Consider the following 15365-nt stretch of genomic DNA (forward strand, 5'->3'; position numbering starts at 1 on the left):
GTCGCGGGGAATGACAGCGGGGATTAGTCGCGCTACCGGCCCAAAAATCCGCCTCCCAAGGCTGTCAAAGTCCGCAAAAATTCATACATTGCGGCCATGCCCAAGACATCTCCGAAGACCACCGCCAAAGCTGACACCAAGGCCGCGCCGAAAGCTGCCGCAGAGACCAAGCCCGCTGTTGCCAAGGCTGCTGCCAAACCGGTCGCGGCAAAGGCGGCCGGAAAGGGCGACCACGTCTTCCTGGTCGATGGTTCCTCCTACATCTTCCGCGCCTATCACGCGCTGCCGCCGCTGAACCGCAAATCCGACGGGCTCCAGGTCAACGCCGTGCTCGGCTTCTGCAACATGCTGTGGAAGCTGCTCCGCGAGATGCCCGAGGACAATCGGCCGACGCATCTGGCCATCATCTTCGATAAGTCGGAGATCACCTTCCGCAACAAGATCTATCCGGACTACAAGGCGCACCGGCCGCCGGCCCCCGACGATCTCATTCCGCAATTCGCGCTGATCCGCGAAGCCGTGCGCGCCTTCGACCTGCCCTGCCTGGAACAGATCGGCTTCGAGGCCGACGATCTCATTGCGACCTATGTGCGGCAGGCCTGCGAGCGCGGCGCCAGCGCCACCATCGTGTCGTCCGACAAGGACCTGATGCAGCTCGTCACCGATTGCGTCACCATGTACGACACCATGAAGGACCGCCGCATCGGCATCCCTGAAGTGATCGAGAAGTTCGGCGTGCCGCCGAACAAGGTGGTCGAGGTGCAGGCGCTCGCGGGCGATTCCACCGACAATGTGCCGGGCGTGCCCGGCATCGGCATCAAGACCGCGGCGCAGCTGATCACCGAATATGGCGATCTCGACCAATTGCTGTTCCGCGCCGGCGAGATCAAGCAACCCAAGCGACGCGAGGCGCTGCTCGAGAACGCGGAGAAGGCGCGCATCTCGCGGCAGCTCGTGCTGCTCGACGACAAGGTCGAGCTGGAGGTGCCGCTGGACGACCTCGCCGTCCACGAGCCCGACGCGCGCAAGCTGATCGCCTTCCTCAGGGCGATGGAGTTCACGACGCTGACGCGGCGCGTCGCCGAATATGCGCAGATCGATCCCGCCAACGTCGATGCCGATCCCGGCTATGCCAGCGGCGCCAGCGTGTTCACGACGCTGCCGCCCTCGGACGTCGTGCCGGCACCAGGTACGGGAACTCCGGCGCCAGCCCGGCCGAACCAGCCCAACAAGTCCGCAGGCAAGGAGGACAAGGCTGCGAGCCCGAAGGGGGCACCGATCTCGCTCGCGGCAGCGCGCGAAGAGGCCCTGCGCAAGCTGCCGGTCGACCGTGCCAAGTACCAGACGATCAAGTCGCGGAAAGAGCTCGACGCCTTCATCGCGCGTATTCACGATGCCGGCCATGTTGCGATCGGCATCAAGGCCAATTCGATCGATCCGATGCAGGCCGATCTCTGCGGCATCGCGCTGGCGCTGGCGCCTAACGATGCCTGCTACCTGCCGCTGGCGCACAAGCAGTCCGGCGGCGGCGCCGGCCTGTTCGATGCAGGCCTCGCGCCGGACCAGATCAAGCACACCGATGCCATCGAAGCGCTACGCCCGGTGCTGGAATCGGCAGGCGTCCTCAAGATCGGTTTCGACGTCAAGTTCACCGCCGTGATGCTGGCGCAGCACGGCATCACTCTGCGCAACATCGACGATGCGCTGCTGATTTCCTACGTGCTCGATGCCGGCCGCGGCTCGCATGCGCTTGAATCGCTGTCGGAGCGCTGGTTCGGTCATGCCATGCTGAAGGAAAGCGAGCTGCTCGGCAGCGGCAAGGGCAAGATCACCTTCGACCAGGTGCCGATCGACAAGGCCGCACCGCTATCGGCCGAAAGCGTCGACATCGCCTTGCGGGTCTGGCGCGTGCTGAAGCCGCGCCTCGTTTCCGAGCACATGAGTGCGGTCTACGAGACGCTGGAGCGGCCGCTGGTCTCCGTGCTTGCGCGTATGGAGCGGCGCGGCATCTCGATCGACCGCCAGGTGCTGTCGCGCCTCTCCGGCGACTTCGCCCAGACCGCAGCGCGCGTCGAAGCCGAGATCCAGGAGATCGCGGGCGAGCCGGTCAATGTCGGCAGCCCCAAGCAGATCGGCGACATCCTGTTCGGCAAGATGGGATTATCAGGCGGCACCAAGACCAAGACCGGCGCGTGGTCGACCACCGCGCAGGTACTCGACGAGCTCGCCGAGCAGGGCCACGACTTCCCGAAGAAGATTTTGGAGTGGCGCCAGGTCTCCAAGCTGAAATCGACCTACACCGACGCGCTGCCGACCTACGTCAACCCGCAGACCCACCGCGTGCACACCACCTACGCGCTGGCTGCGACCACGACGGGGCGCTTGTCCTCGAACGAGCCGAACCTGCAGAACATTCCGGTGCGCACCGAGGACGGCCGCAAGATCCGCCGCGCCTTCATCGCCACGCCCGGGCACAAGCTCGTCTCCGCCGATTATTCGCAGATCGAGCTCAGGCTGCTGGCCGAGATCGCCGGCATTCCCGTGCTGAAGCAGGCGTTTCGCGACGGGCTCGACATTCACGCCATGACCGCATCCGAAATGTTCGGCGTGCCGATCAAGGGCATGCCGAGCGAGATCCGCCGCCGCGCCAAGGCGATCAATTTCGGCATCATCTACGGCATCTCCGCGTTCGGCCTCGCCAACCAGCTCGGCATCGCGCGCGAGGAAGCCTCCGCCTATATCAAGAAATATTTCGAGCGTTTTCCCGGCATCCGCGCCTATATGGACGAAACGCGCGACTTCTGCCGCAACCACGGCTACGTCACCACGCTGTTCGGCCGCAAGTGCCACTACCCCGACATCAAGGCTTCGAATGCCTCGGTGCGCGCCTTCAACGAGCGCGCCGCGATCAACGCGCGGCTTCAGGGCACCGCCGCCGACATCATCCGCCGCGCCATGACCCGCGTGGAGGATGCGCTGGCCGCGAGGAAGCTGTCGGCGCAGATGCTGCTCCAGGTGCACGACGAATTGATCTTCGAGGTGCCGGACGACGAGGTCGAGGCAACGCTCCCCGTCGTGCAGAAGGTGATGCAGGATGCGCCGTTCCCGGCCGTGCTGCTCTCGGTGCCGCTGCATGTCGACGCCCGCGCCGCGAACAATTGGGACGAGGCGCACTAGCGCACTTCCTTACCTCTCCCCGCTTGCCGGGAGAGGTCGGATCGCTCCTGCGATCCGGGTGAGGGGGTACAGGTTCATCGACGACCGCCGGTTGGAGAAAGCCCCTCACCCCAACCCTCTCAGGGCGAGCGAAGCTCGTCCCGGCCCCGTAAGAACCGGGGCGAGGGAGCACACCGGCGCAAGACCTCGATTGTCCTCCGAGCAATTGCGCGATGGCCGCGCGATCCCGCGCATACTAGAACCGTGCCATCTCCCGCACCGGTTCAACCATGCCCCACACCTCCGCCTTGCTCGGCTTCGCCCTCGTCAGCCTCGGCCTCGTGCTCACGCCGGGACCGAACATGATCTACCTGATCTCGCGCTCGATCACGCAAGGCGGCGCGGCCGGCATCGTCTCGCTCGGCGGCGTGGCGCTCGGCTTCGTGTTCTACATGCTGTGCGCGGCGTTCGGTATCACGGCGCTGTTGCTCGCCATTCCTTTCGCCTATGACGCGCTGCGCTTTGCCGGCGCCGGCTATTTGCTGTGGCTCGCCTGGCAGGCGGTGAAGCCGGGCGGACGCTCGCCGTTCCAGGTGAGGAAGCTCGCGGTCGACAGCCCGCGCAAATTGTTCGTGATGGGCTTCATCACCAACCTGCTCAACCCGAAGATCGCGATGCTGTATCTGGCGCTGCTGCCGCAGTTCATCGATCCCACAGCGGGCAGCGTGCTGACGCAGTCGGTGGTGCTGGGCGCGATCCAGATCGCGATCAGCGTCAGCGTCAACGCGATGATCGCGCTCGCGGCCGGATCGATCGCGCTGTTCCTGGCGAACCGGCCGAGCTGGATGCTGGTGCAACGCTGGCTGATGGGCACCGTGCTGGCGGGACTCGCGGTGCGGATGGCGGTGGAAGCGAAGAGGGTGTGAGGATGGTCTTCACCTCTCCCCGCCTGCGGGGAGAGGTCGAATTCGATCGCAGATCGAATTCGGGTGAGGGGGTACAGGTCTCTCGACCATCTCGCATGGGGAGAGAGGCCCCTCACCCCAACCCTCTCCCCGTAAGAACGGGGAGAGGGAGAAGAGAGCTTAATCCAGCTTCGCCTCCATCCCCCGCTTCACGGCCGGGCGCGCCATCAGGGCCTCGTACCAGCGCTTGACGTTGGGGAAGTCGGCCAGATCAACCTTGTGGCGAGGATGGCGCCAGGCCCAGCCCAGGATGGCAAAATCGGCAACCGAGAGCTCGCCGGCGACGAAGTCGCGCCCCTCCAGGCGGCGGTCGAGCACGCCGTAGAGCCGGCGGGTCTCGGCCATGAAGCGCTTCAGGCCGTAGGCCCGGTCCTGCTCGTTCTCGAGTGCGATGAAATGGTGTACCTGGCCGGGCATCGGGCCGAAGCCGCCCATCTGCCACATCAGCCATTCGTAGACCGGGATGCGCTGGATAAGCGATTTCGGCAGGAATTTGCCGGTCTTTTCGCCGAGATAGAGCAGGATCGCGCCGGATTCGAAGATGCTGACGGGCTTGCCCTCAGGCCCCTCGGGGTCGACGATCGCGGGGATCTTGTTGTTGGGCGAGAGGTTGAGGAACTCGGGCGCCATCTGCTCGCCCTTGGTGATGTTCACCGGGATCACCTTATAGGGCAGCCCCATCTCCTCCAGCGCGACCGAGATCTTGCGGCCGTTCGGCGTGTTCCAGGTATAGAGCTCGATAGTCATTCCGTGTCCTTCCCCAAGAGGCTTGCCCGAAGGCTTGCCCCCTCACCTACTCCAGAAGGTTGCGCCCTCACAACCGGCGGACCGGGATGGCCGATCCCTGTTGACGGGAGACGCCCCCTCTGGAATGTCGCGTCGGTCGCGGATAAATTCCGCCCCCACCAAAAACGCTGTTTGAGGGACCGCCGTGTCGAAATCCGCCTCCCGCGCCCGCCTGTTCGAGATCATCCGCCGGCGCTCGTTCGGCCGCGGCGAGGTGACGCTCGCGTCGGGCCGCAAGAGCGATTTCTACTTCAACCTCAAGCCGACCATGCTCGACCCCGAGGGCGCAACGCTGCTCGCCGAGCTGACTTACGAGGCGCTCAAGGACGACCAGCTCGATTTCATCGGCGGTCTCGAGATGGGCGCGGTGCCGCTCGCCGGCGCGCTGGCGCAGATCTCCTGGATCAAGGGTCATCCGATCGCGGCCTTCTTCGTGCGCAAGAAGCCGAAGGAGCACGGCGCGAAGCTCGCGATCGAGGGCCTGGCCAAGGGCGAGACGCTGGCGGGCAAGCGCGTCGTGATCGTCGAGGACGTCACCACCACGGGCGGCTCGGCGATGAAGGCGGTGGAATCGGTGCGCGAGGCCGGGGCCAATGTCGTGCTGGTGCTGACCATGGTCGATCGCGAGGAAGGCGCCACCGACACGTTCGGTGCGGCTGGCCTGCCGTTCCGCTCGCTGTACAAGGCGTCGGAATTCTTGAAGGGGTGAAGTGGCGGAAATTTCTCCGCCGTCGTGCCTCAATGTGTCCCGGTAGCAACCACCCGTCCAAAGCTGCGCCCGGCCTTAAAGAGGCCACCGCCTCGTCTTGAAACCGCCTACGCTCAACTGCTCATTTACCATCCCGCTTTATGGTGAATCGTGTGCTGAGATCGCTCGGTCCCAGCCGATTCAGTAGCGTCGGGTGGAGTAAGCATTGCGTACAGTCATGTCCCATGCGCGCCGGCGGCGTCGCGCTTCGCTTGTGGCCGCCATGCTGGCAGCGCCGCTGCTGGCGGCGCCGACCCCGGTTGCGGCCGAAGGCCTGTTCGATTTCCTCTTCGGCGGAATGCAGCAGCGGCCGCAGCGCGAGGTGCCGCCGGCGAACTCCCACGTCGATCCCTTCAGCAGCCAGCAGAATGGCGCCACGCCGCAATATGTGCCGCCGACCCGCTCGGCCGCGGCCGGTGGCTCGGGACCGGCCTTCTGCGTACGCAGTTGCGACGGGAAATACTTTCCGCTGATGCGCGGTCTCGTCTCACCCGCGCAGATGTGTCAGGCGTTCTGTCCTGCCAGCGCGACCAAGGTCTATTTCGGCTCGTCGATCGACGGTGCCTATTCACAGACCGGCGAGCGCTACGCCGACAGCGAGAACGCGTTCGCCTACCGCAAGGCGCTGCGCGCCGACTGCACCTGCAACGGCCGTGAACCCGTCGGTCTTGCCCCGGTCGACCTTGCGCTGGATTCCTCCCTGAAGGCCGGCGACGTGATCGCCACCAGCGACGGCCTCGTCGCCTATACCGGCGTCCGCGTCGGCAACGACCAGGCTGCGGATTTCACCCCGGTTGCCTCCTATCCCGGCCTCACCGCGCAGGTTCGAGCGCGGCTCGGCGAGATGAAGGTGGCGCCGGTGCGCGCCGAAACGGTGTCGGCAGATGCGCCAGCGTCAAACGAGATCGTGCGCGAGCCGCTGCCGGACGTGACAGTGCCGAAGACCGCCGCGAAGCCGGCGAAGCGGGCGGGGTTGGATTAAGCCTCACCTGTAACCACACCGTCATTGCGAGCGTAGCGAAGCATGACGGAATTTGCGGCACTACCTCCCGATGATCACGCCGATCACATTCGGCGCCGCCAGATATTTCTCCTCGATCGCGGCGCGCGCGGAGGCGCGGTTCTCCGGCGTCAGGAGGCCGCGCTTCTCGGCCAGGATCATCCAGCAGAAGCCCCACCAATCGGTCAGCATGCCCTGATCACCGACGAGGTCATAGCCCTGCTCCGCCGCGAAGATGCGCGCATGCGCTTCGTCCAGCGTGTCGAGAAACAGATGATCCTCGGACGAGAACAGATCGTCGCTGACATCGTCGATGGTGTAGCCCCAGATCGACTGGCACACCGCGTTGAACTCGCGGTCGAACTGGTCGTCATCGACCCTCTGGCGCCGCGCGGCCTGATGCAGCCGTGACAGCGAGCGCGCGAAATCGGCGATCCGGGTGAGGGCAAACTGGTCGAAGGCAATGGTGGACATGTAGTCCTCGCAAAGTCGGACAGACGCTAGATATAGTATCGGCGAGGCGCCGAATCACAATGATATATCAAAGACTTGCTAAAGTGTTCTTAATTTGTTCTGGGCGCGCGTGGAATCGAAAGGGGCCGCCCGAGGCGACCCCTTTGCCGGTTGCAATCTTGTTCGGGATGAAATCCAGCCCCGGCAAGCGCGGACGTTAATACCGATAGCGGGCTTTGCGCGATTCCGGAAAAATACCGGTCGTAGTGCTGTCCTAATGCAGCCGGCGCCTCAATGGCAGCGCGAGGCCGCAATGGCGTGGACGCGGCGGTCGCCGAGGAGATGGGCGACAAAGCCATTCGCCGGAAAGATCTTTGCGAAGGCTGGATCGCGGACGCTGAGGCCCCCCGCGTAAGCACCGAATGCCGGCATCACCGCCCGCATCCCGTCGCTGGCGAAGCAGCGGCGCTCCATCGAGCGGCCACGCGCCGAGACACGCGCCTTCGGATGCAGATGGCCGGCGATCTCGCCGTGGGCGCCGGTCGGCTCGTGGCGGAAGGTGATCGGGCCGATTGCGACTTCGTCCGCAATGGTGCCGCCAAGATCGCGCGGCAGCATGGGGTCGTGATTGCCGGAAATCCAGATCCAGTCGCGGCCGGTCTGGAGTGCGGCCAAGGCGTCGCGGTCCTCGGCGGACAGGCGCTCATGCGCGCTGCGGTCGTGAAAACTGTCGCCGAGCGCGATGACCACTCGCGGATCATGGCGGGAGATGACAGCAGCGAGCCGGCCGAGCGTCGCAATGGTATCGTAAGGCGGCAGCAGGACGCCGCGCGTGGCGAAGCTCGAGCCTTTCTCGAGATGCAGGTCGGAGACGACGAGCAGGCGCTGCTCGTCCCAGAACAGCGCGCCGGAGAGATCGGCCGCAAAGGTCACATCGCTGATCGTGACTCTGGAAACGCGCATGTCCTCGACATCTCCCGAAATCAGCGCGCCTGCCGTCACGTCTTACCCGCTTCTATCCATCGCCTCTTTGACGAGCTCGTCGGCGGCTTCCGCCAAAAGCTCGTCTGCAGCTTCGCCATAAACTGACTCGCGGCCGATTTCCAGCATCACGGGCACGGCGAGCGGGGAGACGCGGTCGAGTTCCCGGTGCGTGATGCGGCCGTGGATGCGCATCAGCATGTCGCCGAGCCGGCGCAAATCGAGCAGGCCGGTGGCGGCATCGGCGCGCGCAGCGCGGAGCAGGACGTGATCGGCCTGGTGCTTGCGCAACACGTCGTAGACGAGATCGGTCGAGAACAGCACCTGACGGCGGCTCTTCTCCTCCCCGGTGTGGCGGCGCGCGATCAGGCCGGAGATGATGGCGCAGTTGCGGAAGGTTCGCTTCATCAGCGCGGATTCGGCGAGCCAGGCTTCGAGATCATCGCCGAGCATGTCAGGATCGAACAGCGCGTTGAGGTCGATCCGCCCATCGCGGATCATGAAGGAGAGATCACCGAGCCCCCAGATCGCCACGGCATATTCATTGGCGACGAAGCCGAGCGGACGCGCGCGAGCGCGCTCCAGCCGGCGCGTCAGCAGCATGCCCAAGGTCTGATGCGCGAGACGGCCCTCGAAGGGGTAGCAAACGAGATAATGCTTGTTGGCCCGCGGAAAGCTCTCGACCAGCAGCTCGCGGACCGCCGGCACTCTGCTGACATCCTTCTGCAGCGACAGCCAGTCGCGCACCTGCTCCGGCAAGCCGCCCCAGGCGCGGCCATCATCGAGCAGGCGGCGCACGCGCTCGGCGAGATAGGTCGAAAGCGGAAACTTGCCGCCCATGTAGGACGGCACCTTCGGGTCCTTGTCATGTGCGCGCGAGACATAGACCTGGTCCTCGACCAGGGTCTCGTAGCGCACCACTTCGCCCGAGAACACGAATGTGTCGCCGGGGGAGAGGCCCTCGATGAAGGCTTCTTCGATCTCGCCGAGCAGCCGGCCGCCGCGTGCGATCACGCCTGTGGATCCTGCACCGCTGCCGCGCGAACGCACCAGCCGCACCTTCAGCATGTCGTCCTCGACGATGGTGCCGACATTCATGCGGTAGCTCTGCCGCACCTTGGGATTGGCGACGCGCCAGCGTCCCTCCTTGTCCTGCTTGATGCGAGCAAAGCGCTCATAGGTCTTCAGCGCATAGCCGCCGGAGGCGACGAAATCGACGACGTCGTCGAAATCCTGCCGCGACAGGCTTGCGTAGGGCGCGGCGGTGCGAACCTCGCCATAGAGCTCGTCGCTGAAGAACGGCTCGCCACAGGCACAGCCCAGAACATGCTGAGCCAGCACGTCGAGCGCGCCAGTGCGCAAGGGCGGCGTATCCTGCGCATTCTCGGCGATGGCGTCGATGGCGACGCGGCACTCCAGCACTTCAAAACGGTTGGCGGGCACCAGCACCGCGCGGGAAGCCTCGTCGAGGCGGTGATTGGCGCGGCCGATGCGCTGCATCAGACGCGAGGAGCCTTTTGGCGCGCCGATATTGACGACGAGATCGACGTCACCCCAGTCGACGCCGAGGTCGAGCGAGGAGGTGCAGACCACGCCGCGCAGCCGGCCCGCCGACATGGCGTCTTCGACCTTGCGGCGCTGGGCGACGTCGAGCGAGCCGTGATGCAGCGCGATGGCAAGGCCATCGTCGTTCATGCTCCAGAGATTCTGGAACAGCATCTCGGCCTGGCTGCGGGTGTTGACGAAGACCAGCGTGGTCTTGTTGGCCTTGATCAGCTCGTAGATTTCAGGGAGCGCGTGACGCGCGCTGTGACCGGCCCAGGGCAGCCGCTCGCGCGTATCGAGCATCTCGACCACGGGCGGCGCGGCGCCGCCGGCGACGACGATGTCGGCTGCCCGCTCCTTGCCGTCGGGCTGCGGCACCAGGAAGCGCGCGAGCTGCTCTGGCTCGGCTACGGTCGCGGACAAGCCGATCGCGCGCATCTGCGGCGCGAGGCGCCACAATCGCGCCAGCCCGAGGGAGAGCAGATCGCCCCGCTTGGACGTGACCAGCGCGTGCAGCTCGTCGAGCACGATGCGCTTGAGAGAGGAAAACAGGAACGGTGCGTCGTCGGAGGAGAGCAGCAGCGCGAGCTGCTCGGGCGTCGTCAGCAACACGTCGGGCGGATAGCGCCGCTGCCGCTGACGGCGCGACACCGGCGTATCGCCGGTGCGGGTCTCGACCTTGATGGGCAAGTCCATCTCGGCGATCGGACGCTCGAGATTGCGCGCGATGTCGACGGCGAGCGCCTTGAGCGGCGAGATGTAGAGGGTGTGCAGGCCGCCGCTGCGTTGCACGCTGCGGCCGGTGGAGACGAGGTTCTTCTTCGCGCCCGCGTCGCGCGTCAGCGGCTGCGTCGACAGCTCGACCAGCGTCGGCAGAAATCCGGCCAGCGTCTTGCCGGCGCCGGTCGGCGCAATCAGCAGCGCCGACCGGTCCTCGCGCGCCTTCTCCAGCAGCGCCAATTGATGCGCGCGCGGCGACCAGCCGCGGGCTGCGAACCAGGCCTGGAAGCGATCCGGCAGCAGCGCGGCCGGCTCGGTCGATGTTTGGAGGATACGGGGCGGCACGGCATGACAGGTAAGCCGTAGGGATGGCTTCGTCGAGGGGGGCTATGGCCTGCGACAGGGCGATCGCACACGCGCTGTCCATTTGAGGCACGATAGACTCGACATCGTCATGGCCGGGCTTGTCCCGGCCATCCACGTCTTACCCGCGGCACGAAGAACGTGGATGCCCGGGACAAGCCCGGGCATGACGGCCGCTTGTGAGGTCCAAATTTCGGTCCTCTCCTCGCCTGCGCGACGAGGGCCAGCGCTCTCACGCCCCGGCCGGGACCTGATCGAGAAATCCGGTCACGCTTCTGATCCGGCCGTCCTTCAGCACGGCGAAATCGGTGCCCTTGATCGGGCTGTCGGCGCCGTCAGGGCCAAGTCCCCACGAGAAGCGGATGTGATCGCCGTAGCCGTTGGGCTCGCCGATCAGCTTGAATGTGAAATCGGGAAAGCGCTGCTGCACACCTGCGATCAGCGCCTCGATGCCGTCCTGGCCGTCGCCCCTCATCACGGGGTCGACGTAGCTCGCATCCGTCGTCCAGCTTTCGCTCAGCAGCTCGCGGCGGCGGCCGGCGGTGCGCTCGTTCCAGAGCTCGATGTAGCGGCGGGCGATGGTGACGGGGTCGGTCATGGTTCTCTCCTTCGATGGCGCCGTGTTGTCCGGCTGACCGTGACTATCGAAGGTTCACGCGCGTTGATCGATTACCTCGGAGGTCATCAACGCGCGTGAGGTTTTCGCAAAAATTACTTCGCCGCCGTCACCATGATCTCGACGGTGTATTGCGGGGCGGCCAGCTTGGCTTCGACGGTGGCGCGCGCAGGCGTATTGCCGGGCGAGACCCAGGCGTCCCACACAGCGTTCATCTCTGCGAAGGTCTTCATGTCGGTGATGTAGATCGTGGCCGAGAGCAGCTTCGACTTGTCGGTGCCGGCCTTGGCGAGGTGACCGTCGATGGTCGCCAGGATGTCCTGGGTCTGCTTCGTCACGCTTTCGCCGGCCGCCTTGTTGGCGACGACACCGGCGAGATAGACGGTGTTGCCGTGCACGACGACCTGGCTCATGCGCGGGCCGGTTTCAAAACGCTGAATGCTCATCTGGATCTCCTGGCTGGAATGACGGCCCTGTCTAGCCCAGCGGTTTGCACTGTGCCACCCCTTGGCACGCGTGCGTTGCCTGCCACGCATGCGTTGCCCGGCACGCATGCGTTGGCCAGCAACGCATGCGCCGTTCACGGAAATCGGCTGAAGAACGTCCAGATCGTTTCGGCGCCGTCGATGTCGCCGTTCTGCGATCCGAGCAGGTTCCTGGCGACCTTCGGGAATCGGGCATCCGGAGCGAAGCCTGGCATGCGGTGACCGCCATGGTTGATGCGATAAAGCACGACGTCGTGCCCAGCCGGACAGCGCGAGCTGATCCGCGTCACCGTGGACTGGTCCGCCGGCGCCGCGTCGGGCATGTCGGTGATCCCGGCGTCGTCGGTCTCGCAGCCATTGAGCCTGCGCCAAAACGCCAGCGTCTCGTCCGTCGACCAGAATCCCTCTGCGGCAAAATAGCTCGATCCGCGCCCGCCCTCATAAGGGACCAGCGGATCGGCGGTCCCGTTCATGAGCAGCATCGGCAGCGGCCGCGACGGATGACAGGTGACGGCGGCTTCATCGTTGAGGTTCATGATCACACTCGCAGCCGCCGCAAACAGATCGGCCCGCGCGCAGGCCATGGTCATCGCCATGGCACCGCCATTGGAGACGCCGGCGACGTAGACGCGCTTCGCATCGGCCGTGCCGTCGGCCACCAGCTTCTCGACCAGCCTTGCGATGAAGGCGACGTCATCGGTGCCGACCGGTGGTCCGCGCAGGGCCGGCCCCGCCTTGGTGCGCGCGTCCGCCCATGCGTTGTTGAGCCCGTCCGGAAACACCACGGCGAGGCCCTCGCGCTTGGCGACCTGCGGCCAGGCCGTCCGTGTGACCATGTCGGCGCCGCGCTGGGTCTTGCCATGCAGCACGATTACGAGCGGTGCGGGCCGCTTGGCTGGCAGTTGCGCGGTGTAGGAGCGCTTCACCCCGTTGACATCGACCGTATCGGCGGACGCAGCCGAAGCTGCCGTCAAAGCAGCGATCAGCGTGGCGATGCGCATCCGCCGCCGCATGGTCTAGCCCACTGCCTTGGCGGCGGCACGGCCCGCATTGCGGCCCGAGAACAGGCAGCCGCCCAGAAAGGTGCCTTCCAGCGAGCGATAGCCATGCACGCCGCCGCCACCGAAGCCGGCGGCCTCGCCGACGGCGTAAAGGCCGGGAATGACGCGGCCGTCCTCCCCGAACACGCGGGAGTCGAGATCGGTCTCGAAGCCGCCCAGCGTCTTGCGGGTGAGGATGTTGAGCTTCACCGCGATCAGCGGTCCATGCGCGGGATCGAGGATGCGGTGCGGGGAAGCGGTGCGGATCAACTTGTCGCCGATATAGCGGCGCGCATTGTGGATGTTCATGACCTGCGCATCCTTGACGTAGGGATTGGCGATCTCGCGGTCACGCGCCTCGATCTGCATCCTGATGTGCTCGAGCTTGAGGAGATCGCTGCCGGCGAGCTTGTTCATGGCCGCAACGAGCTCATCGAGCTTGTCGCGGACAATGAAGTCGACACCATGGCTCTTGAACGCCTCCACCGGCGCCGGCGCGCCCTTGTTGGTGGCGCGGCGAAGCGTCATGCGCCAGCTCTTGCCGGTCAGGTCCGGGTTCTGCTCCGAGCCCGACAGCGCAAACTCTTTCTTGATGATGCTCTGGGTCAGGATGAACCAGGAATAGTCGTAGCCGGTCGACATGATGTATTTGAGCTGGCCGAGCGTGTCCGAGCCCGGGAATAGCGGCGCCGGCAGCCGCGTGCCTGTGGCGTCGAACCACATCGAGGAAGGACCCGGCAGGATGCGGATGCCGTGGCGCGGCCAGATCGGGTTCCAGTTCTGGATGCCCTCGACGTAGTGCCACATGCGGTCGCGATTGATCAGCCGTGCGCCGGTCTTTTCCGTGATGCCTATCATGCGCCCGTCGACATGCTCGGGCACGCCGGAGATCATGAACTTCGGGGGCTCACCGAGCCGCTCCGGCCAGTTCTGCCGCACCAGCTCGTGGTTGCCGCCGATGCCGCCGGAGGCGACGATCACGGCCTGCGCCTTCAACGCGAAGTCACCGACCACGTTGCGCGAGGAGCTCTTGCCGCGCTCTGCATCATCAGGCGCAAGAACGACGCCGCTAACGCCATCCACCGTGCCATTGGTGACCGAGAGCGCATCGACGCGATGGCGGAATCGGAAGATCAATCGGCCGGTCTTCATCGCCTCGCGCGCGCGGCGCTCGAACGGCTCGACGATGCCCGGGCCGGTGCCCCAGGTGACGTGGAAGCGCGGCACCGAATTGCCGTGGCCCATCGCATCATATCCGCCGCGCTCGGCCCAGCCGACCACGGGAAAGAAGCGATGGCCCATCGCGCGCAGCCAGCCGCGCTTCTCGCCGGCCGCGAAGGCCACATAGGCTTCGGCCCATTGGCGCGGCCAGAAATCCTCGTCGCGGTCGAAGCCGGCGGTGCCGAGCCAGTCCTGCATGGCAAGCTCGTAGGAGTCCTTGATGCCGAGCCGGCGCTGCTCCGGCGAATCGACCAGGAACAATCCGCCGAACGACCAGAACGCCTGGCCCCCCAGCGACTGCTCGCCTTCCTGGTCGACAACCATCACGCGCTTGCCCGCATCGGCAATCTCGGTGGCGGCAACGAGGCCCGACAGTCCCGCGCCGACGACGATGACATCCGTTTCTTGAACCATGCGCTTCCCCCTCCAAGTTCTTCTCCTCCTCAAGGGTTCCCCCCTGTAGTTGCCCGGATTGAAGCCAGCGGTTGCAACTGAGATCAAGGGTATGGCGCGCAAGACCTCGTTAACTTGTTCCACTTTGGGATGGAGACCGGCCGGGTGCAGCGCGGACGCAACACTGGATTTAATTTGTTTTGAGCCAGCAGGCCTGCCTAGACAAAGCCTCGGTTACGACCGACGCTAGCCGTGCATCATCACCTGACACACAGATTCGAATTCGACTGGGGCGGGGGAAAATGAATTTTCTGACGGGGTTGCTTGCGGCGGTTCTCTTGATCGCAGGCATGGGGGCTTCTCACGCGGTGGTTCGGATCGCGGATGACCGCGGCGGCCGGATCGGAACCTACGTCGACAAGTACCAGGACCTCAGGCAATCGGGCGAGACGGTCATCATCGATGGCCTCTGCGCCTCGGCCTGTACCATCGTTCTCGGTGCTATCCCGCACGACCGGATCTGCGTGACCTCGCATGCGACGCTGGGCTTCCATGCCGCCTGGGATTTCGGCGCCAACGGCCGCGCCATCACCAATCCCGAAGCGACCCAGATGCTCTATGCGATGTATCCCTCGCAGATCAGGCGCTGGATCGGCCAGCGGGGCGGCCTCACCCCGCGGATGCTCTTCCTGAGGGGCAAGCAGCTCCAGGCCATGTACAAGCCGTGCTACCTGGACGCGCAGGCCTCGACGACCAGGCCGTCGCGCCGGTCGCTCCCGCAAGCGGAGCCGCTCGAATCCGCCCGGGGCCAGCTCCTCCACTGACATCCACAGGCTGGCGGCGTCCTCTGGCGCCGCCGCGGCGTCTTGCCTGCGGGCGGCGCCTTGCCCGCA

At 65.6% G+C, this 15365-nt stretch carries 13 protein-coding genes; 5 read left to right on the plus strand and 8 right to left on the minus strand.

Annotated features, from left to right (window positions below; translation table 11 throughout):
* Positions 1 to 96: 96 nt before the first annotated feature.
* Both polA and I6F16_RS26645 read left to right on the plus strand, forming a co-directional pair.
* A complete protein-coding gene (gene polA, locus I6F16_RS26640) occupies positions 97 to 3177 on the plus strand; it encodes a DNA polymerase I (protein WP_225114346.1) in 3081 nt (1026 codons plus the stop codon).
* Positions 3178 to 3446: 269 nt separating this feature from the next.
* Positions 3447 to 4082 (plus strand): LysE family translocator, encoded by a 636-nt coding sequence (locus I6F16_RS26645; RefSeq protein ID WP_057027515.1) that lies wholly within the window; start codon positions 3447 to 3449, stop codon positions 4080 to 4082.
* Between the two features lie 159 nt (positions 4083 to 4241).
* Here the strand turns inward: I6F16_RS26645 and I6F16_RS26650 are convergent, their stop codons facing one another.
* Positions 4242 to 4868 (minus strand): glutathione S-transferase family protein, encoded by a 627-nt coding sequence (locus I6F16_RS26650; RefSeq protein ID WP_036026473.1) that lies wholly within the window; start codon positions 4866 to 4868, stop codon positions 4242 to 4244.
* 184 nt (positions 4869 to 5052) lie between these two features.
* Here I6F16_RS26650 and pyrE point away from each other — a divergent pair, with 184 nt between their 5' ends.
* On the plus strand, positions 5053 to 5616 hold the full coding sequence (gene pyrE, locus I6F16_RS26655) for an orotate phosphoribosyltransferase (RefSeq protein WP_225114347.1): 564 nt from the start codon (positions 5053 to 5055) through the stop codon (positions 5614 to 5616).
* 217 nt (positions 5617 to 5833) lie between these two features.
* Entirely contained in the window at positions 5834 to 6637 is an 804-nt protein-coding gene (locus tag I6F16_RS26660) for a DUF2865 domain-containing protein (RefSeq protein WP_225114355.1), read from the plus strand.
* 60 nt (positions 6638 to 6697) lie between these two features.
* On the opposite strand, the gene I6F16_RS26665 is transcribed toward I6F16_RS26660, so the two are convergent.
* From I6F16_RS26665 to I6F16_RS26695, 7 genes are all read right to left on the minus strand, one after another.
* Complete coding sequence (locus I6F16_RS26665; RefSeq protein WP_036026470.1) at positions 6698 to 7129, minus strand: hypothetical protein; 432 nt, start codon at positions 7127 to 7129, stop codon at positions 6698 to 6700.
* A 270-nt stretch (positions 7130 to 7399) separates the two neighbouring features.
* Positions 7400 to 8071: a ligase-associated DNA damage response endonuclease PdeM gene (pdeM, locus tag I6F16_RS26670; RefSeq protein WP_050995974.1), complete on the minus strand. Its 672-nt coding sequence runs from the start codon at positions 8069 to 8071 to the stop codon at positions 7400 to 7402.
* Between the two features lie 42 nt (positions 8072 to 8113).
* On the minus strand, positions 8114 to 10699 hold the full coding sequence (locus I6F16_RS26675; protein ID WP_225114348.1) for a ligase-associated DNA damage response DEXH box helicase: 2586 nt from the start codon (positions 10697 to 10699) through the stop codon (positions 8114 to 8116).
* Positions 10700 to 10949: 250 nt separating this feature from the next.
* Complete coding sequence (locus I6F16_RS26680) at positions 10950 to 11315, minus strand: nuclear transport factor 2 family protein (RefSeq protein WP_225114349.1); 366 nt, start codon at positions 11313 to 11315, stop codon at positions 10950 to 10952.
* Between the two features lie 113 nt (positions 11316 to 11428).
* A complete protein-coding gene (locus tag I6F16_RS26685; RefSeq protein ID WP_025032572.1) occupies positions 11429 to 11779 on the minus strand; it encodes a RidA family protein in 351 nt (116 codons plus the stop codon).
* Between the two features lie 134 nt (positions 11780 to 11913).
* Complete coding sequence (locus I6F16_RS26690; protein WP_225114350.1) at positions 11914 to 12831, minus strand: PHB depolymerase family esterase; 918 nt, start codon at positions 12829 to 12831, stop codon at positions 11914 to 11916.
* A 3-nt stretch (positions 12832 to 12834) separates the two neighbouring features.
* The gene (locus I6F16_RS26695; protein WP_225114351.1) at positions 12835 to 14493 is read right to left on the minus strand and encodes an FAD-binding dehydrogenase; all 1659 of its coding nucleotides are present in this window, start codon (positions 14491 to 14493) and stop codon (positions 12835 to 12837) included.
* A gap of 281 nt (positions 14494 to 14774) precedes the next feature.
* On the opposite strand from I6F16_RS26695, the gene I6F16_RS26700 reads away from it, so the two are divergent.
* Positions 14775 to 15296, plus strand: coding sequence for a hypothetical protein (locus tag I6F16_RS26700; RefSeq protein WP_036014153.1), 522 nt, complete (start codon positions 14775 to 14777; stop codon positions 15294 to 15296).
* Positions 15297 to 15365: the final 69 nt, after the last annotated feature.

The organism is Bradyrhizobium sp. IC4060, from assembly GCF_020193715.1.
Classification (GTDB): Bacteria; Pseudomonadota; Alphaproteobacteria; order Rhizobiales; family Xanthobacteraceae; genus Bradyrhizobium; species Bradyrhizobium yuanmingense.

Coding starts and splice junctions, on each gene's coding strand:
- I6F16_RS26650 (WP_036026473.1), bottom strand. CDS start 4,868: ATGACTATCGAGCTCTATACCTGGAACACGCCGAACGGCCGCAAGATC.
- I6F16_RS26660 (WP_225114355.1), top strand. CDS start 5,834: ATGTCCCATGCGCGCCGGCGGCGTCGCGCTTCGCTTGTGGCCGCCATG.
- I6F16_RS26690 (WP_225114350.1), bottom strand. CDS start 12,831: ATGCGGCGGCGGATGCGCATCGCCACGCTGATCGCTGCTTTGACGGCA.
- pdeM (WP_050995974.1), bottom strand. CDS start 8,071: ATGCGCGTTTCCAGAGTCACGATCAGCGATGTGACCTTTGCGGCCGAT.
- I6F16_RS26680 (WP_225114349.1), bottom strand. CDS start 11,315: ATGACCGACCCCGTCACCATCGCCCGCCGCTACATCGAGCTCTGGAAC.
- I6F16_RS26685 (WP_025032572.1), bottom strand. CDS start 11,779: ATGAGCATTCAGCGTTTTGAAACCGGCCCGCGCATGAGCCAGGTCGTC.
- I6F16_RS26665 (WP_036026470.1), bottom strand. CDS start 7,129: ATGTCCACCATTGCCTTCGACCAGTTTGCCCTCACCCGGATCGCCGAT.
- I6F16_RS26645 (WP_057027515.1), top strand. CDS start 3,447: ATGCCCCACACCTCCGCCTTGCTCGGCTTCGCCCTCGTCAGCCTCGGC.
- polA (WP_225114346.1), top strand. CDS start 97: ATGCCCAAGACATCTCCGAAGACCACCGCCAAAGCTGACACCAAGGCC.
- I6F16_RS26700 (WP_036014153.1), top strand. CDS start 14,775: ATGAATTTTCTGACGGGGTTGCTTGCGGCGGTTCTCTTGATCGCAGGC.
- I6F16_RS26695 (WP_225114351.1), bottom strand. CDS start 14,493: ATGGTTCAAGAAACGGATGTCATCGTCGTCGGCGCGGGACTGTCGGGC.